This is a genomic window from Streptomyces sp. DSM 116793 (assembly GCF_057320905.1).
In genome coordinates this window covers 2,729,259-2,749,034 of the sequence record NZ_CM170494.1, presented here as the reverse complement: position 1 = coordinate 2,749,034, position 19,776 = coordinate 2,729,259, and the positions used below count along the sequence as shown (strand labels likewise).

General features: G+C 71.1%; 15 protein-coding genes, 1 tRNA gene and 2 pseudogenes. 9 read left to right on the top strand and 9 right to left on the bottom strand.

From position 1 onward, the window contains the following. Positions 1-524: 524 nt before the first annotated feature. Entirely contained in the window at positions 525-1,205 is a 681-nt protein-coding gene (locus tag ACSMXW_RS10925) for a GNAT family N-acetyltransferase (RefSeq protein ID WP_485805643.1), read from the bottom strand. A gap of 287 nt (positions 1,206-1,492) precedes the next feature. Between ACSMXW_RS10925 and ACSMXW_RS10920 the strand changes: the two are divergent. From ACSMXW_RS10920 to ACSMXW_RS10910, 3 genes and pseudogenes are all read left to right on the top strand, one after another. Then, positions 1,493-2,441: pseudogene (locus ACSMXW_RS10920) on the top strand (transposase). Then, positions 2,329-2,805, top strand: coding sequence for a transposase (locus ACSMXW_RS10915; RefSeq protein WP_485807955.1), 477 nt, complete (start codon positions 2,329-2,331; stop codon positions 2,803-2,805). Before ACSMXW_RS10920 ends, ACSMXW_RS10915 begins: the two are co-directional and overlap by 113 nt. A 266-nt stretch (positions 2,806-3,071) precedes the next feature. Next, positions 3,072-3,500: a VOC family protein gene (locus ACSMXW_RS10910; RefSeq protein WP_485805641.1), complete on the top strand. Its 429-nt coding sequence runs from the start codon at positions 3,072-3,074 to the stop codon at positions 3,498-3,500. A gap of 69 nt (positions 3,501-3,569) precedes the next feature. Here ACSMXW_RS10910 and ACSMXW_RS10905 read toward each other — a convergent pair. After that, positions 3,570-3,674, bottom strand: a pseudogene (locus ACSMXW_RS10905) (IS5/IS1182 family transposase); the annotation flags it as partial. Positions 3,675-3,770: 96 nt separating this feature from the next. Next, positions 3,771-4,310: a hypothetical protein gene (locus ACSMXW_RS10900; protein ID WP_485805639.1), complete on the bottom strand. Its 540-nt coding sequence runs from the start codon at positions 4,308-4,310 to the stop codon at positions 3,771-3,773. Positions 4,311-4,692: 382 nt separating this feature from the next. Between ACSMXW_RS10900 and ACSMXW_RS10895 the strand changes: the two genes are divergently transcribed. The 3 genes from ACSMXW_RS10895 to ACSMXW_RS10885 all read left to right on the top strand — a co-directional run bounded on the left by ACSMXW_RS10895 (position 4,693) and on the right by ACSMXW_RS10885 (position 8,400). Beyond that, positions 4,693-5,433, top strand: a complete 741-nt coding sequence (locus ACSMXW_RS10895; RefSeq protein WP_485805637.1) for a response regulator transcription factor — start codon at positions 4,693-4,695, stop codon at positions 5,431-5,433. Further along, a complete protein-coding gene (locus tag ACSMXW_RS10890) occupies positions 5,430-6,821 on the top strand; it encodes a HAMP domain-containing sensor histidine kinase (RefSeq protein ID WP_485805635.1) in 1,392 nt (463 codons plus the stop codon). Before ACSMXW_RS10895 ends, ACSMXW_RS10890 begins: the two co-directional genes overlap by 4 nt. 529 nt (positions 6,822-7,350) lie before the next feature. Then, positions 7,351-8,400, top strand: a complete 1,050-nt coding sequence (locus tag ACSMXW_RS10885) for a chitinase (RefSeq protein ID WP_485805633.1) — start codon at positions 7,351-7,353, stop codon at positions 8,398-8,400. 425 nt (positions 8,401-8,825) lie between these two features. Here ACSMXW_RS10885 and ACSMXW_RS10880 read toward each other — a convergent pair whose 3' ends face one another. The 4 genes from ACSMXW_RS10880 to ACSMXW_RS10865 all read right to left on the bottom strand — a co-directional run bounded on the left by ACSMXW_RS10880 (position 8,826) and on the right by ACSMXW_RS10865 (position 13,877). After that, positions 8,826-10,262 carry a GH1 family beta-glucosidase gene (locus ACSMXW_RS10880; protein ID WP_485805631.1) on the bottom strand — a complete coding sequence of 479 codons (1,437 nt, stop codon included), beginning with the start codon at positions 10,260-10,262 and terminating at the stop codon, positions 8,826-8,828. 303 nt (positions 10,263-10,565) lie between these two features. Then, positions 10,566-11,417: a carbohydrate ABC transporter permease gene (locus ACSMXW_RS10875; RefSeq protein ID WP_485805630.1), complete on the bottom strand. Its 852-nt coding sequence runs from the start codon at positions 11,415-11,417 to the stop codon at positions 10,566-10,568. A gap of 103 nt (positions 11,418-11,520) precedes the next feature. Continuing rightward, on the bottom strand, positions 11,521-12,540 hold the full coding sequence (locus tag ACSMXW_RS10870) for a carbohydrate ABC transporter permease (protein ID WP_485807953.1): 1,020 nt from the start codon (positions 12,538-12,540) through the stop codon (positions 11,521-11,523). A 2-nt stretch (positions 12,541-12,542) separates the two neighbouring features. Next, positions 12,543-13,877 (bottom strand): ABC transporter substrate-binding protein, encoded by a 1,335-nt coding sequence (locus ACSMXW_RS10865; RefSeq protein ID WP_485805628.1) that lies wholly within the window; start codon positions 13,875-13,877, stop codon positions 12,543-12,545. Between the two features lie 1,010 nt (positions 13,878-14,887). Between ACSMXW_RS10865 and ACSMXW_RS10860 the strand changes: the two genes are divergently transcribed. The 3 genes from ACSMXW_RS10860 to ACSMXW_RS10850 all read left to right on the top strand — a co-directional run bounded on the left by ACSMXW_RS10860 (position 14,888) and on the right by ACSMXW_RS10850 (position 18,034). Beyond that, a complete protein-coding gene (locus ACSMXW_RS10860; protein ID WP_485805626.1) occupies positions 14,888-15,943 on the top strand; it encodes a LacI family DNA-binding transcriptional regulator in 1,056 nt (351 codons plus the stop codon). A gap of 371 nt (positions 15,944-16,314) precedes the next feature. Next, entirely contained in the window at positions 16,315-17,055 is a 741-nt protein-coding gene (locus ACSMXW_RS10855) for a MarR family winged helix-turn-helix transcriptional regulator (RefSeq protein WP_485805624.1), read from the top strand. Then, on the top strand, positions 17,048-18,034 hold the full coding sequence (locus ACSMXW_RS10850; protein WP_485805622.1) for an EamA family transporter: 987 nt from the start codon (positions 17,048-17,050) through the stop codon (positions 18,032-18,034). The genes ACSMXW_RS10855 and ACSMXW_RS10850 overlap by 8 nt, the downstream gene beginning before the upstream one ends. A gap of 609 nt (positions 18,035-18,643) precedes the next feature. On the opposite strand, the gene ACSMXW_RS10845 is transcribed toward ACSMXW_RS10850, so the two are convergent. Then, positions 18,644-18,716: transfer RNA gene (locus ACSMXW_RS10845), tRNA-His, on the bottom strand. Between the two features lie 152 nt (positions 18,717-18,868). Beyond that, the gene (gene orn / locus ACSMXW_RS10840; RefSeq protein ID WP_485805620.1) at positions 18,869-19,471 is read right to left on the bottom strand and encodes an oligoribonuclease; all 603 of its coding nucleotides are present in this window, start codon (positions 19,469-19,471) and stop codon (positions 18,869-18,871) included. Between the last annotated feature and the right edge of the window lie 305 nt (positions 19,472-19,776).

The window sequence follows — 19,776 nt, the reverse complement described above, 5'->3', positions numbered from 1 at the left end:
CGCCGCTGGCAGACAAGGAAGAACGCCCAAAGGACTGGTGGACGCTGCAACAGCATGTCAACCTGAACGACCTTCCGGAAATCCCAGGTCAGAGAGGTGATGCTGTGGCATTGGATGCATCGCAAAGCAGCCGTCCCGGCGGCGGCACGGCAAGAGCCAGGGCCGACATCGCCAGTTCAAGTTCAGTACGCGATCTTCCACGTCCGGCTTCAGCCCAGAGGCACAGGATTACGCGCTGGCCCACCAGATCTCCCTGATCGACCTTTGCGCACCGGAATTAGCCGTGCTGCGGAATCTCGTCAAGAACGCGGCCGACACGATTCACGCGGCGCTCGACGCCACCCCCGCGGCCGAGAGGCCGAAGGTGCGCGAGATACGGACGTATCTTCGTGGCCCGCTGCTCGAAATGGACGCGGGCGACGTGGAACTGCCCGACGCAATTCGCGGCCCACTCGATTACTGTAAGTACCACGGCGAGTCCGCAAGCCATCTCACACCGCTGTCCGATGCGATGGCGGGGCCGATCAGGCCCTCTGGAGGGTCGTCCAATGCTCCGCTATGCGGAACCCCAGGGACTCGTACAGCGGAACTGCCATGTCGCTGGACAGAAGCACGGCGGTCGCTGCGCCGGCCTGCAGCCCCTCACGAAGCAGGCCCTGAGTCATTGCGCGGGCAAAGCCGCGCCGACGGTACCGCGGCGGCGTGGACACGATCGCTACCGCTATGTGGTCACCAACGGACAGGACCATTCCAGTCGATAGAGGGTCATCGTCCTCAGCGGTGGAATACGCCAGGTAAGCTTCCACGCCCGGGGCGTCGATGCTGCTACTGGGGATAATGGCAGAGAACGTCCCCCCGGGCGCCTCGAAACCCGCGTCCAGCGCCGCCTGAAAAATCTTGCCCTGGTCTCCTCGGATCCGACGGAAACGCACATGCGTCGAATCCGCCTGTCCAAGGTCCGCTTCACGAAGGGACACGGTCATGAGTGGAGTTCGCGAAGACGAAGTCATCCCGTAGCTTGCCGCAAGGCGCGCGACTCGCGGGTCCGGCTCCCCGAGTACCTTGAGGCTCCACGGCACGTCGAGGTCGGCGGCGATCTGCGCCGCCTCCGAGGCCGCAGCGGACAACACTTCCGGGTCCGGCTCTGGACTCAGACAGTGAACGGCATTGAAGCTGGCGATCGGGGACCCCTGGAACTGGATCACAGTACTGTCGGACACTCTCTTGCAGACAGACCCAGGTATCGCGGCGATAAGGCGGCCCATGGCGGCATTGTAAGCGGTTGCTGCCGAAGTCACTGACTTGTTCACTGTCACTCCGTTCTTTTTCCTGCTTCGCGGTTGCACATCATAATCACTCGTTACTGGGGAAGGTTTGCGGGGGTGTCCCTATGGGTTTCGTCAACCCGTGGGGGTGGGGTGGGGGTCGTAGAGGGTGCCGTCGTCGCGGAGCATGGCGAAGAGGAGGGAGTGTCTAATCAACGGCGGATCTGATGATCAAGGAGATGCGTCTGATGACGGAGACCGTCGTGGAGAACGAGCAGGCCGAGCCGGTAGCTCAGGCATCGTCGGGTGCGGTGACGGACGAACGGCTCGTCGCGATGCTGGTCGACCGGGCCCGCAACGAGGGGCTGCAACTGACGGGCGAGGGTGGGCTGCTGCAGCAGCTGACCAAACGGGTGCTGGAATCCGCCCTGGAAGGTGGGATCACCGATCACGTCGGCTACGACAAGTACGACCCGGCCGGGAGGAACAACGGCAACAGCCGCAACGGTACCCGGGCGAAGACCGTGCTGACCGATGTCGGCCCGGTCGAGGTGAAGGTGGCCCCGCGACACCGCCGGCACCTTCGAGCCGCAGATCGTCAAGAAGCGGCAGCGGTGCCTGACCGGCATCGATGAGATGGTCTTGTCGCTCTCGGCGAAGGGCCTTACCCACGGCGAGATCTCCGCGCACCTCGCCGAGGTCTACGGCCCAGGTGTCGAAACAGACCATCTCCACCATCACCGACAAGATCATGGACGGCATGGCCGAACGGCAGAACCGGCCGCTCGACCGCGTCTACCGGTCCTGTTCGTCGACGCCATCAACGTCAAGATCAGGGACGGACAGGTCGCGAACCGTGCCGTCTACGTGGTGATGGCCGTGACCGTGGACGGCACCCGCGACATCCTCGGCATCTGGGCTGGCGACGGCGGCGAGGGCGCCAAGTACTGGCTGCACGTCTTCACTGAGCTGAAGAACCGCGGCTTGGACGATGTGCTGATGCTGGGTCTGCGACGGCCGCAAGGGCCTGCCCGAGGCGGTCGAGGCTGTCTGGCCTCGCACGATCGTTCAAATGTGTGTGGTTCACCAGCTGCGGAACTCGTTCCGATACGCGGCCCGCCAGGACTGGGACAAGGTCGCCAAGGCACTCAAGCCCGTCTACACCGCGCCGAGTGAGGACGCGGCGACGGAGCGGTTCCTGGAGTTCCAGGAGTCCTGGGGCCGGAAGTATCCGGCGATCGTGAAACTGTGGTCGGACGCCTGGGCCGAATTCGTGCCCTTCCTCTCGTTCGACGTCGAGATACGCAAAGTCATCTGCAGCACGAACGCCATCGAGAGCGTCAACGCCCGCATCCGCAAGGCCGTCCGCGCCCGCGGGCACTTCCCCAACGAGGCCGCCGCCCTCAAGTGCATCTACATGGCACTGATGAGCCTGGACCCGACCGGGAAGGGCCGCAAGCGCTGGACCATGCGCTGGAAAGCACCCCTCAACGCCTTCCAGATCGCCTTCGAGGGCCGCCTGACCCCGAGCAACAACTGACCACTTAACAACCAAGATCAGCCGTTAAATTGACACACCCCCGCCACCTTCACGGTCCGTCTTAGAGGTCGTTCTTCTGGTTTCGGCGATCGTTGGTCAGGACTGGTTCTGGGCACCACTGGGGCTCTCCGCCGCCACGGCAGCGTCGTTCTCGTGGACTGTCCGGTTTGATCACTTGGTGTCCAGCCGGTGGCCCATGGCGCGACGGGTGGCGGGCGGCTCCGCCTGGGAAGTGAACGGCGGAGTCTCGCTGCTATCGTGCGCCGATGTCAGCGATCAAGCGGTTCCAGGTCACCTTTGACTGCGCAGAACCTGAGCGCCTCGCCCGCTTCTGGTGCGAGGTGTTGGGGTACGTCGTACCGCCGCCACCGGAGGGGTTTGCCACTTGGGACGACTTCAATCGTTCGCAGCCACCTGAGCAGCGGGATTCATGGTTCGCCTGCATAGATCCCTCAGGAGTGGGCCCGCGACTGTACTTCCAGCGCGTCCCCGAAGGGAAGGCCGTCAAGAACCGGGTGCATCTTGATGTGCGGGTCGGCACCGGACTCGTGGGTGAAGAGCGCCTCGCCGCACTTGAGGCCGAATGTGCACGACTGGTCCCTCTCGGCGCGGTACACGTGCAAACGCTGTATGACGGCAACGATGCGTGCATCCCGATGCTGGACATCGAGGGCAACGAATTCTGTATCGACTGAGCACTCTCCGAGCAGGGGAGGTGGGGAACCGCGTCCCTTGGTCCCCTCTGGTCTCGTATGGGACGGGAGTTACCCGGTGAGGGCGAGGTTGTGCAGCCGGGCGGTGCCGAGCATGGCGGTGTGAACGCCGTCGCCTTTCAGACGGCAGTCGCGAAGGATCTTCCAGGCCTTCATCAGCGTTCGTGGCTGAAGCACGGAACGGCACCGGGACTTCCGAACGCGTCCGGTGACGAAGCGGGGTCGCGGTCTTCGGTGTGGGTGTCGCGTGGCTCAGTACGTGACGATCTCCACCTGGGGCTGGTGTCCGTTCCAGGTGCAGAACACCGACACCTCGTCGGAGCCGCTGGTGAACTCGACGCGGATCCACGTCGGTTCCTTCCACACCTGCATCGACCAGCCGGGGTTGGGCGTCGCCGACACCAGGCTCGCGGAGGCGGTGCTGATGTCCAGTACCACCCGGCCGCCCGGGGTGTCGTAGCCGCGCACCACGCCGTCGTCGGTGTGGGTCTCGGACGCGGACGGGGCGGGCGAGTGGCTCGGCTGCTTCCTCGGTGGGGTGCTGTGCGTGGGCTTGGGCGGTTGCGGCGAACGGGTCCGCGGGGTGGGCGTGGGGGTGGGGCGCGGGCGGTGCGTGGACGACGAGACCGGTTTGGCGGTGTGCGGCGTGCTGCTGCCGCCGGCGATCGGCACCGCACGCGGCGGGTCGTAGGCGGTGCCCGCGAGCACCGTGTGGACACCCCACCACGACAGCGTGACCGCGCCGCCGGTGGCGAGCGACCAAGCCAGGCCGTGCATGAGTCCCTTGAGCATCCCGGCCATAGTGCCCCACGGGGCCCCGGCCTGTCGCCGCCCCGTTCCGGTTGCCGGGAAACGTGGGGCCGCGGGGGCGCCGGGGCCGCCCCCGGCGGTCGTGGTGCGGCCCGGGACGGTCGGGACGCATGGGACGGTCGGGCCGCCCAGGATCCTCGGGTCGCCCGGGACGGTCGGGTCGCCCGGGACGGTCAGGCCGCCCGGGACCCGAGGGGCGCCCCCTCGGGCCGCCCGGGACCCTCGGGCCGCCCGGTACCCCTCGGGCCGCCGGAGACCGGCGAGTTGCCGCGGGACGGCGTGGTGCCGGTGGTCGTCCGTGGCATCGGGGACCGCTCGGCCCGAGGGGGCCGGGGGAACGGTCCCATGGCGTACGGTGCCGGACATGGCTCGTGTGCTCGTGGTCGAGGACGACCCCTTCGTCCGTTCGGCCCTCATCCGCCACCTCACCGAACCACCCGGGGGCAACCCCACCTTCCGGGCGGCCGGCGAGGACCCCCACACCGTACGCAGCGTCGGCACCGCCCTGGAGGCGCTCCGCGAGGTCGCCCACCACCAGTTCGACGTGGTCATCCTCGACCTCGGACTGCCCGACCTGGACGGCGCCGAGGCGCTGAAGATGCTGCGCGGGATCACGGACGTGCCGGTGATCATCGCCACCGCGCGGGACGACGAGGCCGAGATCGTCCGGCTCCTCAACGACGGCGCGGACGACTACCTCACCAAGCCGTTCTCCGTGGAGCACCTCTCCGCGCGGATCACCGCCGTGCTGCGCCGCTCCCGTGCCAGCGCCGGCCAGGCGCCGCCGGGCCGGGTGATCCAGGTCGGCGGGCTCTGCATCGACCCGCTGCGCCGGGAGGCCGAACTCGACGGTGCCCGGCTCGACCTGACCCGCCGTGAGTTCGACCTGCTGGCCTTCCTGGCGGGCCGCCCCGGCGTCGTCGTGCCCCGCAAGGAACTGCTCGCCGCGGTGTGGCAGCAGGCCTACGGCGACGACCAGACCATCGACGTCCACCTGTCCTGGCTGCGCAGGAAGCTCGGCGAGACGGCCGCCCGGCCGCGCTACCTGCACACGCTGCGGGGCGTGGGCGTGAAACTGGAGCCGCCGCGGGACGGCGCCCGATGAGGTGGGCGCTGGTCAAGGTCTGCCTGGCCGTCACCGCGATGGTCGTCGTCGCGTTCGCCGTCCCGCTCGGCCTGGTCGTCAAGGAGATGGCCCGCGACCGGGCCATCTCCGACGCGGAGCGCAGGGCCGCGACCCTCGGACCCACGCTGTCCATCACGTCCGACCGCGACGAACTGACCAGAGCGCTCGCCGCCGCCCAGGACGGCCCCGGCGACCGGATGGCCCTGCACATCCCGCCCGCGGGCAGCAGCCCCGCCCTCGACATCGGGCCCCGGCGGGCGGCCCAGGACGACCTCGCCACCACCCGCAGGCTGGGCCGGGCCTCCATCTCCGCGGTGCCCGGCGGGTCCGTGCTGCTCCAGCCCACCGCGCTCAGCACCGGGAAGATCGCCGTCGTGGAGGTCTTCGTGCCGGAGGCAGAGATGACCAAGGGGGTGCGGCGGGCCTGGCTGGTGCTGGGCGGAGTGGGCATCGCCCTGATCGTCGGCTCCGTCGCCGTCGCCGACCGGCTCGGCGTCCGGATGGTCAAGCCGGCCCGCCGCCTGGTGCGCGCCGCGCACGAACTGGGCGAGGGCCGGCTCGGGGCGCGGGTGCGCGAGGAGGGGCCCACCGAGCTGCGGCTCGCCGCGGTCGCGTTCAACTCCATGGCCGACCAGGTGGTGCAGCTCCTCGCCAACGAACGGGAGCTGGCGGCCGACCTGTCCCACCGGCTGCGCACCCCGCTGACCGTGCTCAGGCTGAACGCCGCCTCGCTCGGCGACGGGCCCGCGGCCGAGCAGACCAGGGCCGCCGTCGAGCAACTGGAGCGCGAGGTCGACACCATCATCGCCACGGCACGCGCCGCCAAGCCGCAGACCGCCGCCCCCGGGCCGGGCGCCGGCTGCGACGCCGCCGAGGTGATCCGCGAACGGATGGCCTTCTGGTCGGCGCTCGCGGAGGACGAGGGGCGCACGGTGCGGGTGGCCGGCGTGGAGCGTCCGGTGCGCATCCCCGTGGCGCGCGCCGACCTCGCCGCCGCGCTCGACGCGCTGCTCGGCAACGTCTTCCGGCACACCCCCGAGGGCACCGCCTTCTCGGTGGACGTGCACAACGGCGAGGACGCGGTGCTGGTGCTGGTCTCCGACGCGGGGCCCGGCATCCCTGACCCGCGGGCCGCGCTGGCCCGCGGCGGCAGCTCCGGCGGCGCCGGGTCGACCGGGCTCGGCCTCGACATCGTACGCAGGCTCGCCGAGTCCACCGGCGGCGATGTGCGGATCGGGCGTTCGGTGCTGGGGGGTACGGAGGTGCGGATCTGGCTCCAGCTCGGTGACCGTGCCGGCGAGGGGCGCCGCGTCGCCGCGCGCCTCCGGCGCGCCCACCGCCGCCCCCGCCCCGTGGGCGTTCCCTGAGCCCTGGCTCCACGGCTCCCTGACCGGGCCTGGGCCCGGCCCGCCTGCGGGGGCGCGGACGCGTCCGGTCCACCGGCCGGTGGGTGGTTGCTCGCGCGGTTCCTCGCGCCCCTTCTGGGTGGCGCTGGGCCCGTCACCGTCCCGAGGGGGCGGTTTCTGCCGTGTCCGGACCACCGGCCGGTGGGTGGTCGCTCGCGCCGTTCCCCGCGCCCCTTGAGGTGGGCCGGGGCACAGCCGCAAGTGAGGGCGCGCCCCCGAAGGGGCGCGGGTCATCTTTAATCGACCCCGATGCCTTCCTTAAGAGCAGCCTAAGAACGCCAACTCCCGTCCGGATAAGGCGATTCGCCCGGTTCCCGGTCGCTAACGTGCTGCCGCATAACCCCCCACGGGCGTCCGCCCCCCGCCGGACCCCGGGGCACCCCCCTCGCCCCGGGCGTCCGGCTCCCCCCTCCGGGTGCGGACGCCCCCCGACCGAGTGCCGGCACCCGCCGCGCAGGGCGGGCCGCCGCACAGCTAAGGCAGGCACGTGATGAGCAGCATGCACCGTCGTAGGGCCAGTGGAACGACCAAGACGATGCGCGGCGTCGTCGCCGCCGGCATGGTGGTGGGCGGCGGCTTCCTGTTCTCCGCGACGGCCCTCGCCACCCCCACCGCCGCCCCGGGCACCGACGCGGCGGACCAGGCGGCGGCCGGCGCGTTCGCACCGTACGTGGACACCTCGCTCTCGCCGGCCTACGACCTCGTGGCCACCGCGAAGGACACCGGCGTCAACCAGTTCAACCTCGCCTTCCTCACCTCGGGCGGCGGCTGCGAGCCCAAGTGGGGCGGCAGCGGCGACCTCAACGCCAACGACGTCGCCAACCAGATCGACGACCTGCGTGCCGAGGGCGGCGACGTCCGGGTCTCCTTCGGCGGCGCCGCCGGCTCCGAGCTGGCGCTCGCCTGCTCCAGCGCCGACGAGCTCGCCGCGGCCTACGGCAAGGCGATCGACGCCTTCCAGCTCACCAAGGTCGACTTCGACATCGAGGGTTCCGCGCTGCCGAACACCGAGGCCAACACCCGCCGCGCCCAGGCCATCGCCCAGCTCCAGAAGGACCACCCGGACCTGGACGTCTCGTTCACCCTCCCGGTGATGCCGGAAGGCCTCACCCAGCCCGGCGCCGACCTTCTCAAGAACGCCGAGGACAACGGTGTCAACGTGTCCGCCGTCAACATCATGGCGATGGACTACGGCCCCGGGTACAGCGACGACATGGCCACGTACGCCGAACAGGCCGCCACCGCCACCCAGGGGCAGATCAAGGACGCGCTCGGGGTCTCCGACAGCGAGGCCTGGCAGAAGGTCGCCATCACCCCGATGATCGGCCTCAACGACGTCACCACCGAGAAGTTCACCGTCGACGACGCCACCGAGCTGGTGAAGTTCGCCCAGGACAAGGGCGCGGGCTGGCTCTCCATGTGGTCGGCCACCCGCGACCAGCCCTGCGACGGCGGCTCGTCCGGCACCGCCCAGCCCACCTGCTCCTCGATCGACCAGGAGCCGCTCGCGTTCACCAAGGCCTTCGGAGCCTATAAGTGAGCCGCTGACACCCGCCGGCCCCCACGGGGTCCTGACCCACCGGACTCCTGACCCACAGGACTCCTGACCCACAGGACTCCTGACCCACAGGACTCCTGACCCTCCGGATTCCTGACCCATGGGGCCCCTGACTTTCCCCACAGGACCCCCGACCCCACAGGCCCCGACCCCACAGGCCCCGACCCCACAGGCCCCGACCCCACAGGCCCCGACCCCACAGGCCCCCGGCCCTCGCCGGGCCCTTGGCCCTCGCCGGGCCCTTGGCCCTCGCCGGGCCCTTGGCCCTCGCCGGGCCCTTGGCCCTCGCCGGGCCCCCCGGCCCCCACGGGCCCCGCCCCCCGCAGGACCCGCGCCACACAACCCCCCACAAATGCGCGCCCCGGCCGGACTTCCCCCCCCACGCGGCCGGGGCGCGCGCCTGGCCGTCAGTGCGCCGGGCTGCCCTGCCACGCGGACTCCGCCGGCAGCTCACCGCTGCGTGCCAGCTCCGCGTACCACAGGGCGCTCGCCTTCGGGGTTCGGGCCTGGGTCGCGTAGTCCACGTACACCGCGCCGAAGCGCTTGCTGTAGCCGTGCGCCCACTCGAAGTTGTCCATCAGGGACCAGAGGTAGTAGCCGCGGACGTCCGCGCCGTCGGCGATGGCGCGGTGCACCGCGCGGAGGTGGCCGTGCAGGTAGGCGATCCGCTCCGGATCGTTGACCTGGCCGTCGGTCTCCGGCTTGTCGTCGTAGGCGGCGCCGTTCTCGGTGACGTACAGCTCCAGGTCGGGCCGCATCCTGCTGTAGCGGGTGATCAGGTCGTACAGCCCCGAGGGGTCGATCGCCCAGCCCATCTCGGTGCACTCGCCGGGCGGCTGGTGGAAGGTGACCTCGTCGGCGCCGGGCCAGGGGGAGTGCTCGCTGACGCCGTGGTTGGTGGCGAGCGGCCCGGCCGGCGTCTTCGACCGGGCGGAGACCAGCACGGGCGTGTAGTAGTTGAGGCCGAGCGCCTCCACCGGCTGGTGGCAGAGGGCCAGGTCGCCGTCCTCGACGAAGCTCCAGTCGGTGAGCCGTGCGGTGTCCGTGAACAGCGACTCCGGGTAGGCGCCCTGGAGCACCGGGCCGTGGAAGACGCCGTTGGCGAGGTTGTCCACCCGGCGCTGTGCGTCCAGGTCAGCGGGGTCGTCGGTGAGCGCCCTGATCACCTGCGAGTTGAGGCTGAGCGCGATGGTGGCCCGGGCCGGCAGGGCGGCGCGCAGGGCGCTGGTGGCCAGGCCGTGCGCCAGGTTGAGGTGGTGCGCGGCGCGCAGCGAGGCCGCGGGGTCGGTGCGCCCGGGGGCGTGCACGCCGGAGGAGTAGCCGAGGAACGCGGCGCACCAGGGCTCGTTGACGGTCATCCAGCGCTCGACCCGGTCGCCGAGCGCCTCGCCCAGGATCGTGGCGTATTCGGCGAAGCGGCACGCCGTCTCGCGTTCAGGCCAGCCCCCGGCGTCCTCCAGCTCCTGGGGGAGGTCCCAGTGGTAGAGGGTCAGGGCGGGCTGGATGCCGTGCTCCAGTAGCTCGTCGACCAGGCGGCGGTAGAAGTCCAGGCCGCGCTGGACGGCCGGGCCGCGCCCGGTGGGCTGCACCCGGGACCAGGAGACGGAGAAGCGGTAGGCCCTCAGGTTGAGGCCCGCCATCATCGCCACGTCGTCGCGGTAGCGGTGGTAGTGGTCGACGGCGATGTCGCCGTTCTCGTCGAAGGCCACCTTGCCGGGGGTATGGCTGAAGGTGTCCCAGATCGAGGGAGTGCGGCCGTCCTCCCGCACCGCTCCCTCGATCTGGTACGCGGAGGTCGCCGCACCCCAGAGGAAGTCGGGCGGGAAGGTCAGTGAGTCAGGCATGGAAGCGCTCCCATAGTCAGGTTCGGGGAAGGGACGGAAGGAGGGGACCGGGGTGGTGTGGGGGGAGGGGGAGGACGGTGTCGAGGGCCGTGACGGGGCGACCGGGCGGCCCCGGACCCGCGCGGACCCGCGTGGCCCCGGCACGGAACCGCGGGGCCCCGGCGTGGACCCGCGTGGCCCCGGCGCGGGCGCGGAGGGTGGCGCCGCGCACCGGCAGCCGCGCCGGCCGCGCCGCCGTCCGGACGGGCCGGGCGGGCCCCGACCCTCCGGACGGCGCTGTCCGTGGAAGGGTGCGACGGGCCCTCAGCCCTTGACGGCACCCTGCATGATGCCGCCGACGATCTGCTTGCCGAACAGGACGAAGGCGACCAGCAGCGGCAGTGTGCCCAGCAGGGCGCCCGCCATGATGACCGCCTGATCAGGGATATACCCCGTACCGAGCTGGTTCAGGGCCACCTGAACGGTGGGATTCGCCTGGTTCAGCGCGATGATGGGCCACAGGAAGTCGTTCCAGGCCATCACGAACGTCAGCAGCCCCAGCACCGCCATCGCGGGCCGCGCCGCGGGGAACACCACGTGCCAGATGACCCGCAGGCTGCTCGCCCCGTCCATCCTGGCCGCCTCGACGAGCTCGCCCGGCAGCGCCTGTACGAGGTACTGCCGCATGAAGAACACACCGAAGGCGCTCACGAAGGTCGGCAGGATCACCGCCTGGAGCTGGTTCGACCAGTGCAGGTCGGCCATCCACAGGTAGAGCGGCACCACACCGAGCTGCGGCGGCACCATCATCGTGCCGATGGTGACCAGCAGCAGGGTGCTGCTGAATCTGAACTTCAGCTTGGCGAAGGCGAATCCGGCGATGGTGGAGAAGAGCACCGTGCCGGCGGTGATGCTGCCCGCGACGATCACCGTGTTGACCATCGCCTTGCCGAGACCGCCCTGGTCCCAGGCCGTTTCGAGGTTCTTGAAGAGGTTGCCGCCAAACCAGAGCGGCGGCGGGGTCTGGGCGAGCCGCTGGTCCGTGCGGGACGCGGCGATCATCGTCCAGATCAGCGGAAGCAGGGACACCACCGTGAACACGCTGAGCACGGTGTACGTGACGGGACCGGCGTGCAGCTGGCGGCCCGCCCGCGGGGCCAGGGCGCTGGACTTCACTGGACTCCTCCTCGCGGACGGGCACCGGGCCGACGCACCGGGCCGACGCACCGGGCCGCTGGGCTGGCCGGGGGACCGGGGGCGCGCCCCGGGACGTACCGCATCAGTCTTTCCTCAGGCGTCGGGCGACCAGCATGTTGATCGCGGCGATGATCAGCAGGATCAGGAACATCGCCCAGGCGATGGCGGACGCCTTGCCCAGGTTGCCGATCACCCAGCCCTGGTCGTACATGTAGAGCCCCAGCGTCTGGAACTGGTGGTCGGCGCCGCCCTTGGACCCGGAGTTCCCGCCGAACAGCAGCGGCTCGCCGAAGAGCTGGGTGGCGCCGATGGTGGAGACCACGACCGTGAAGAGGATCGTGGGCCGCAGCATCGGGATGGTGACGTGCCGGAACTGCTCCCAGCGTGACGCTCCGTCGATCGCCGCCGACTCGTACAGGTCCGCCGGCACCGCCTGCATCGCGGCCAGGTAGATCAGGGCGTTGTACCCCGTCCAGCGCCAGATCACGATGGACGACACCGCGAATTTCGAGCCCCACATCGACTCCCGCCAGTTGATCGGGTCGACGCCGACGAAGTGCAGCAGCCAGTTGATCGCGCCGCCGTCCCACGAGTACAGCAGCGTGAAGACCAGCGTGGCGGCGGCCACCGAGGTGGCGTACGGGGCGAGCATGGTGACCCGCCAGAAGACGGAGCCGCGCAGCTTGTAGTTGAGCAGGTGCGCGATGCCGATGGCCATCAGCAGCTGCGGCACCGTGGAGATCACACCGATGAGGAAGGTGTTCTTCAGGGCGGTCCAGAAGAAGTCGCTCTGGAGCAGGTTCGCGTAGTTGTCCAGACCCACCCAGGTCTGGCTGTCCAGGTTCGCCAGCTGCACGTCGTGCAGCGACGACCAGCCCGTGTAGATCAGCGGAAAGAGCCCGAAGGCCCCGAAGAAGAGGAAGAAGGGGGCGATGAAGGCGTACGGACTCGCCTTCATGTCCCAGCGGTAGAGGCGGCTGCGCCATGAGGAGGACGGCGGCGTGCCGCGCGGGCGTCCTGACGCGGCCGGGGCCGCGCCCCCCTCGGCGGGGGACGCGGTCTCGGTGGCCGCTCCGGTCTCGGGCGTGGTGGTGTGGGACATCGTCACTCGCCCAGGACGTCCTTGATTTCCTTCTCGGCGGCCGACCAGCCCTGCGCGGGGCTCTTGCCCTGCTGCTCGACCTGGAGCACGCCGATGTCGGTGATGGCCGTGCCGATCTGCTGGTCCTTGATCCCGTAGGTCGCGATCGGGATCGTCTTGGCGGCGTCACCGAAGATCTGCGCGATCGGGGCGTGGTTGAAGTACGTGTCGGTGTCCGGCTGCACCTTCAGGCCGGTGTACGAGGCCGGCGTGGACGGGAAGCTGCCCTGCTTGGCGAAGACCTTGGCCTGCTGCTCGGGCGCGGTCAGCCAGAGGGCGAGCTTGGTCGCCTCGTCCTTGTGCTTGCCCTGCGAGGGCACCCCGACGAACGAGCCGCCCCAGCTGGCGGAGCTGGGCGCGGCGGCCACGTCCCACTTACCCTTGCCCGCGTCACCGGCCTTCTGCTCGATGTAGCCGAGCATCCACGGCGGACAGGAGACGGTGGCGAACTTGCCGTTGGCGAACGCCTGGTCCCACGGCTTGTCGAACTGCTTCAGCTTCGCCGACATGTTGCTCGTGGCGACCTGCATCGAGGTGTTCCACGCCTGCTTGCGGCCGGCGCTGGTCTCGTAGTCCGGCCGGCCGTCCTTGCCGTAGTAGCGGTCCTTGGAACCGGACATGACGGCGTTGTAGACGCCTGCGGCGCTGTCCACGAACTTGGTGCCGGCCGGCGCCTTCTTCATGTACTGCTTGCCGAGGTCGACGTACTTGTTCCAGTTCCCGGCCCATGCCTTGGCCAGCTCGTCGCGGTCGGTGGGGAGGCCGGCCTTCTGGAAGAGGTCCTTGCGGTAGCAGACCGCCATCGGGCCGATGTCGGCGCCCACCGCGACGACCTTGCCGTCCTTGGCCGTGGCCTGCTGGTTCTTCCAGTCCAGCCACTGCGACTTGTCGTAGCCCTTGGCCTTGCTCAGGTCCTCGAACTTGTCGGCCTGGGACTGCACGACCTCGGTGATGTTGGAGATCTCGATGGCCTGGACGTCGTCCGCGCCGCTCCCGGCCTGGAGGCGGGTCAGCATCTTGGGGTAGTAGACGTCGTTCCGCTCGGTGACGTTCTCCTTGATGTTGATGTTCGGATGCAGCTTCATGTACTCGTCGTAGAGACCGGCCTGCTTGTATCCGAAGACACCGAAGGTGCCCACCGTGAGCGTGATCTTGCCGTTCGAGTCGCCGCCACCCGACGAGGCGTTCGACGAGCCGTCGTCCGAGTCCTCGGCGCAACCGGCCAGCAGCCCCGTCGTGAGCGCGGCGACGGCCGCGAAGGCCACCAGCCGCCGGGACCCGCGGATGCTCGTGCGCATTGCGTCCTCCTGTTGCCCCTGACGTGCCGACCCCCCGGCCAACTGCACTGTCGGACAAGACGATCAAGCGTGGCGGCGGCGCGGGTGGGGAACGTGCGGGAGATGTATGTGCCAGGTACTGTGGGAGCGCTCCCACAAGTGATGTGTTGAAGACTCGCGGGTCCGCGCGGGGGTGTCAAGAGAGCGGCGCATAGATGTGGCGTGAGTTATCGGGCTGTTAGGTGGGGGTGTGTGGGGGGCGTGGGTGTGTGGGGGTGCGGGGGTGTGGGGGGCATGGGGCGTGGTGGGCGGAGGGGGTGCGCTGGTGGGGTCGGGCGTGGAGTTGGCGGGGCGCTGGTGGGGCGCTGGTGGGGTGGGGCGTGGAGTTGGCGGGGCGCTGGTGGGGCGCTGGTGGGGTGGGGCGTGGAGTTGGCAGGCGCTGTCGGGAGGGGGCGTGATTTCCGGGGCGCTGGTGTGGCGCGGTGCCGGCGGGGGGTTTGTGCGGGCTGGGCCCCGGTTCCGCAAGGGGCGCGGGGAACTGCGCGACCAGCCCCGACCGGCGGACAGGTGGGCACGAAACGTCACGGGGCTCCCCGGGTGCGGGGTCCGGAGCCCGGGACCGGGGTCCGGGCTCCGAAGGGGTGGGGGCTGCGAGGGCAGGCTTCTACCGGGCGGTGGCCAAGCGGTGGGCCGCATGCGCTGTTTGGGCCGCGTGGGCCGCGTGGGCCGCGTGGGCCGCGTGGGCCGTGTGGGCCGCTTGGGCTGCTTGGGCTGCTTGGGCCGCTGGGCTGCGTGCCCGCGTGCCCGCATGGGCGGCTGGGGCGGGCGGTTCGCCCCGTGGCGGGCCGAGGTTGGTCCCACAGTGTCCCGCGGCCCTTTCGGGGCGCGAGGGCGTGTGGTGGGGGCGCACAATGTCAGCGCCCCGTGCCCAGGCCGGGGCGGGCCCCCGCCGGCAGGTGGGCGCGGGATCCTGGCCGGGAATCGGGGGCTGTTAGATTCCTGGCCGGACGCGGTGGACAGGAGGCGGGCAGATGACGGGCCACGGAACGCGGGGCCGGAGCGGCGGACGGCCGACTCTGGAGGAGGTCGCCGCCCGTGCCGGCGTGGGCCGGGGCACGGTCTCCAGGGTGATCAACGGCTCACCACGGGTCAGCGACGCGACCCGCGCCGCGGTGGAGGCCGCGGTCGCCGAACTGGGCTACGTGCCCAACACTGCCGCGCGTGCCCTCGCCGCCAACCGCACCAACGCCATCGCCCTGGTGGTGCCCGAGCCCGAGACCCGGTTCTTCGCCGAGCCCTACTTCTCCGGCATGCTGCACGGCGTGGGCGCGGAGCTGGCGGACACCGAGATGCAGCTCCTGCTGATCTTCGCGGGCAGCGCGCGTGAGCGGGAGCGGCTCGCCCAGTACCTCGCCGCGCACCGGGTGGACGGCGTGCTGCTGGTCTCGGTGCACGCCGACGATCCGCTGCCCGACCTGCTGGCCCAGCTGGAGATCCCCACGGTGATCAGCGGCCGCAGGTCCGCAGAGGAGACGCTGCCCTCGGTCGAGGCCGACAACTTCGCCGGCGCCCGCTCCGCCGTGCGGCACCTGATCGGCCGCGGACGCACCACGATCGCCCACATCGCCGGACGCCTGGAGATATACGGCGCCCAGTGCCGGGTCGACGGCTACCGGGCCGGCCTGGAGGAGGCCGGCCACACCGTGGACGAGCACCTGATCGTCCCCGGCGACTTCACCGAGGAGGGCGGCCGGCGCGCCATGGCCCGGCTGCTGGAGCACCGTCCCGACCTGGACGCCGTCTTCGCCGCGTCCGATGTGATGGCGGCCGGCGCGCGTCAGACGCTGCGTGCCATGAACCGCCGGATACCGGAGGACGTCGCCCTCATCGGCTTCGACGACTCCGCCATCGCGCGGCACATGGAGCCGCCGCTCACCAGCGTGCGGCAGCCCATCGAGGAGATGGGGCGGGCGATGATCGACGTTCTCCTCGCGGAAATCGCGGAACGGCGGCCGGCGGGGGTGCGGGGGGCTGTGCATCGGCAGGTGCTGTTGCCGACGGAGTTGGTGGAGCGGGACTCTTCCTGAGGCGCCCCGCGCCCCCCTTTTGGTGTTGCCCCTTGCGGTCTCGGTCATTGCTGTCGGCCGGTGGGGGTGTTTGCGCAGTTCCCCGCGCCCCTTTGGGGTGGTGCCTCTTGTGGTTTCGCTTTCTGCCGTCGGCCGGTGGGGGTGTTTGCGCGGTTCCCCGCGCCCCTTGGGGGTGCCCCTGCGGGTTGGCTGTTGGCTGTTGGCTGTTGGCTGGTGGTTGGTGGGGGCTGGGCGCGCAGTTCCTCGCGCCCCTGCGGGAGCGGGGTGTGGCCTTGTGTTCGGGGTGCGCAGGAGGGGACTGTGCGAGCGGTCGCGACGCGCGGTCCGGTGGCGGGGTGGATATGAGGCGCCGACTGAGTTATGCATGACGCATGCATGGTTTCGCATCGGATGAGGACCGGCTTTCGAATCTGCTGGGTGCCGCCGCGCTCACCGTGGCCGAGCGGCTGACGCGAGCCGCCGGGGAGGCGGCCGGAGTGAGCGCCAGTGGGGCCGCGGCGCTGGTGACGTTGCGCACCGTGGAGGGCATCGGGGGCACGGAGCTGGCCCGGCGGATCGGCCTCAGTCAGTCGGCCTGCGCCCGGCTGCTCGACCAGCTCGCGGCCCACGGGTACGTACGCCGGGCGCCGGCCCGGAGCCGTGTCGTGGCCGTCCACCTGACGCCGGAGGGCGCGGCGGCCGCGGACGCCGTGCAGGGCGCCCGGCGGGACTCGCTGGACCGTCTCCTGGCCGCCCTGGACCCCGGGCAGCGGGAGGCCCTTCTGCGAGCCCTGGAGCCGTTGCTCACGGCCCTGTACGGCGAGGTGGGCTCCGAGGACGTGGTCTGCCGATTGTGTGACCGGGGGGCCTGCGTGGCGGACGGCCAGGTCTGTCCCGTGGGGGCCGCCGCCCGGGCCCGGGCCGCGGGGGAGGAGCCGGCGGCGGGCGCGGCCGCATCCGCCGTGCCGGGTGGGACGGGCGGCGGGTGCGGCCGTTCGGGGCCCCGGGACACCCGTTCGGGCGCACGCGGCGACTCCGGCGGTGGACGCGGCTCCGGCGGAGGCGGCCGGAGAGACGGGGGAGCGGGGGGCGGGGACGAGGGGACCGACCGGGGAGCGGTCGGGCATGGGTGACGTCCTCGCCCTGCTCTCCGCGCTCTGCTTCGGCGCCACCCACTTCGTCAGCGGACTGCTCGCGCGCCGCGCGCCGGGCGTCACCGTGGCCCTGCACGCCCAACTCGGCGGCACCCTGCTGAGCGTCGTCCTGGCGCTGTGCACGGCCTCGGGCGCGCCGGGCCCGTCCGCGCTGGCGTGGGGCGCGCTCTCGGGCCTGGGGACGGGTGTGGGGGTGGGCTTTCTCTACCGGGGGCTGGGCCGGGGCGCGATGAGCGTGGTGGTGCCGGTCAGTGACGTCACGGCGGTCGCGCTGCCCGTCCTGGTGGGCCTGGCCGCGCTGGGCGAGCGCCCGACGCCGCTCTCCCTGCTGGGCATCGCGGCGACGTTCCCGGCGCTGTGGCTGGTGTCCCGGGGCCCCGGCACCGGGCAGTCCGGGGATGGCCGTGCGGATGGCCGGTCCGGAGGCGGTCGGACCGGGGATGGGCGGTCCGAGGATGGCCGGTCCGGGGATGGCCGGACCGAGGAAGGCCGGACCACGGTGGGGCGTGCTGCGGCGGGGCGGGCCGCGATGGGGCGGGCCGTGGTGGGGCGTTCGGCGCTCGCCGACGCCCTGATCGCCGGCGTCGGTTTCGCGGTGCACTTCATCGCGACGGCGCGGATCCCGGCTCAGGCCGAGCTCTGGCCCGTGGTGGCCAGCAGGGTGGTGTCGGTGCTGCTGGTGGCCGGCCTGGTGCCGGCGCAACGGGCCCCGTGGCGCATGGCCCCGCGGTGGTCGGCGACCGCGTTCGGCGCGGGCGCGATCGGCACCGTGGCGACCGTGCTCTATCTGGACGCGACCCACCACCAGCTCCTGGCGGTCGCCACCGTCCTCTCGGCGCTCTACCCTGCCATCCCGGTGCTGCTGGCCATGCTCGTCCTCCGCGAGCGCACCACGCGCAGCCAGACGACCGGTCTCCTCTGTGCGGGTGCGGCCATCGTCCTCATAGCCCTGGCATGAGGACAAGGGTGGCGACGTTCCGTGGACGCGCGCCAGGGATGCCCGGTCCGCCGAGGTCGACCGTCAGAAGCAGGAGGACCTGGGCGCGGATCATGCCCGCGGTGAGGTGTCGCCACCCGAAAAGTCGGTCACCCGCCGCCACATCGCCGGCCGGGGCCGCGGAAACAAGCTCCGCTGGGGCCTGCCGGCCGGCTCCGCCGAGCACCAGCGGCAGCGTGCCGGGGCCGCGGGTCAGGTGCCGTCAGGTGGGCGTCGATGGTCATCAGTTGGACTCTCGTCAGGCTCGTCGATTCCTCACCCATCACGTCGTACATGAAGTACGGCACGCTTGTGCTCTCCGGTTCGACGCAGGGCGTCGGCCCCGTCCGGATCCGCGTCCGAGGAGGTCACCGTGCGACCTCCTTACGAGCCGGTCGGCACGATCCCCCGCCAGGGTCGGTGATCTCTTCCGCAATGCGGAAGTAGTCGTCGTACTCAAGGGAGGTCACCTCCTCCACGACATGAACCGAGTTCCCTGTCGGACAGGCGTGCTGCCCCGGTCGTGCTCCCGTGAGCTGGGCAGACGCCAAGGCCCCCGACCTTTCCCAGGTCAGGGGCCTTGATCACCAGGGTGAGTGACGGGACTCGAACCCGCGACATCCTGGACCACAACCAGGTGCTCTACCAGCTGAGCTACACCCACCACGACCGGTCCTCGCGCCCTGTCCGTCCATGACGGTGGGCTCCCTTCCGGCCGAGAAAAAGTGTACAGGGTCCGGGCGGGTGCTCACGCACGGCTTTTCGGGGGACGGCCGGCGCGCCGCACCGGGCCGGGTCCGGGCCGGACCCGGCGGGTCACTCCGGAGGCAGCACGTGCCGTGTGGCGATCGCCTTCGCGGCCTCCGAGTCGGGGCCGGGCTGCGGTACGAAGACCGCCTCGCGGTAGTAGCGCAGCTCGACGATGGACTCGCGGATGTCGGCGAGGGCGCGGTGGTTGCCGTTCTTCTCGGGGCTGTTGAAGTACGCCCTCGGGTACCAGCGGCGGGCCAGTTCCTTGATGGAGGAGACGTCCACGATCCGGTAGTGCAGGTACTGCTCCAGGTCGGGCATGTCGCGGGCCAGGAAGCCGCGGTCGGTGCCGACGGAGTTGCCGCACAGCGGTGCCTTGCCGGGTTCCTTGACGTGCTCGCGGACGTATGTGAGGACCCGGTCCTGGGCGTCGGCGAGCGTGGTGCCGTGGGGGAGCTCCTCCAGGAGGCCCGAGGCGGTGTGCATCTGCCGCACCACGTCGGGCATGGTCTCCAGTGCCGACTCCGGTGGGCGGATCACGATGTCCACGCCGTCGCCGAGCACGTTCAGCTCCGAGTCGGTGACCAGGGCGGCCACCTCGATGAGCGCGTCGTTCGTCAGCGAGAGCCCGGTCATCTCGCAGTCGATCCACACCATGCGATCGTTCATGTGGCCACCCTACGGCGCGGAGCGCCCCTGTCGGGGCGCGGGGAGCCGCTTGCTCAGCCCCCACCGGTGGGTGGTCCCGGGCGGCCGGCCTTCCGGCCGTGCGCCTGCGGCGGGCCGCCGGGTTGTGCCTCTTGCGGTCTCGCTTTCGGCCGGTGGCCAGTGGGGGCTTGTGGCGCAGTTCCCCGCGCCCCTCGGGGGCCTGCCTCTTGCGGTCTCGCTTTCGGCCGGCGGCCGGTGGGGGGCTTGTGGCGCAGTTCCCCGCGCCCCTTCCGGGTCCTGCCTCTTGCGGTTTCTTCTTCGGTCGG

Coding starts and splice junctions, on each gene's coding strand:
- orn (WP_485805620.1), bottom strand. CDS start 19,471: ATGAACGATCGCATGGTGTGGATCGACTGCGAGATGACCGGGCTCTCG.
- ACSMXW_RS10850 (WP_485805622.1), top strand. CDS start 17,048: ATGGGTGACGTCCTCGCCCTGCTCTCCGCGCTCTGCTTCGGCGCCACC.
- ACSMXW_RS10855 (WP_485805624.1), top strand. CDS start 16,315: ATGCATGGTTTCGCATCGGATGAGGACCGGCTTTCGAATCTGCTGGGT.
- ACSMXW_RS10865 (WP_485805628.1), bottom strand. CDS start 13,877: ATGCGCACGAGCATCCGCGGGTCCCGGCGGCTGGTGGCCTTCGCGGCC.
- ACSMXW_RS10890 (WP_485805635.1), top strand. CDS start 5,430: ATGAGGTGGGCGCTGGTCAAGGTCTGCCTGGCCGTCACCGCGATGGTC.
- ACSMXW_RS10895 (WP_485805637.1), top strand. CDS start 4,693: ATGGCTCGTGTGCTCGTGGTCGAGGACGACCCCTTCGTCCGTTCGGCC.
- ACSMXW_RS10900 (WP_485805639.1), bottom strand. CDS start 4,310: ATGCTCAAGGGACTCATGCACGGCCTGGCTTGGTCGCTCGCCACCGGC.
- ACSMXW_RS10885 (WP_485805633.1), top strand. CDS start 7,351: ATGAGCAGCATGCACCGTCGTAGGGCCAGTGGAACGACCAAGACGATG.
- ACSMXW_RS10860 (WP_485805626.1), top strand. CDS start 14,888: ATGACGGGCCACGGAACGCGGGGCCGGAGCGGCGGACGGCCGACTCTG.
- ACSMXW_RS10910 (WP_485805641.1), top strand. CDS start 3,072: ATGTCAGCGATCAAGCGGTTCCAGGTCACCTTTGACTGCGCAGAACCT.
- ACSMXW_RS10870 (WP_485807953.1), bottom strand. CDS start 12,540: ATGTCCCACACCACCACGCCCGAGACCGGAGCGGCCACCGAGACCGCG.
- ACSMXW_RS10880 (WP_485805631.1), bottom strand. CDS start 10,262: ATGCCTGACTCACTGACCTTCCCGCCCGACTTCCTCTGGGGTGCGGCG.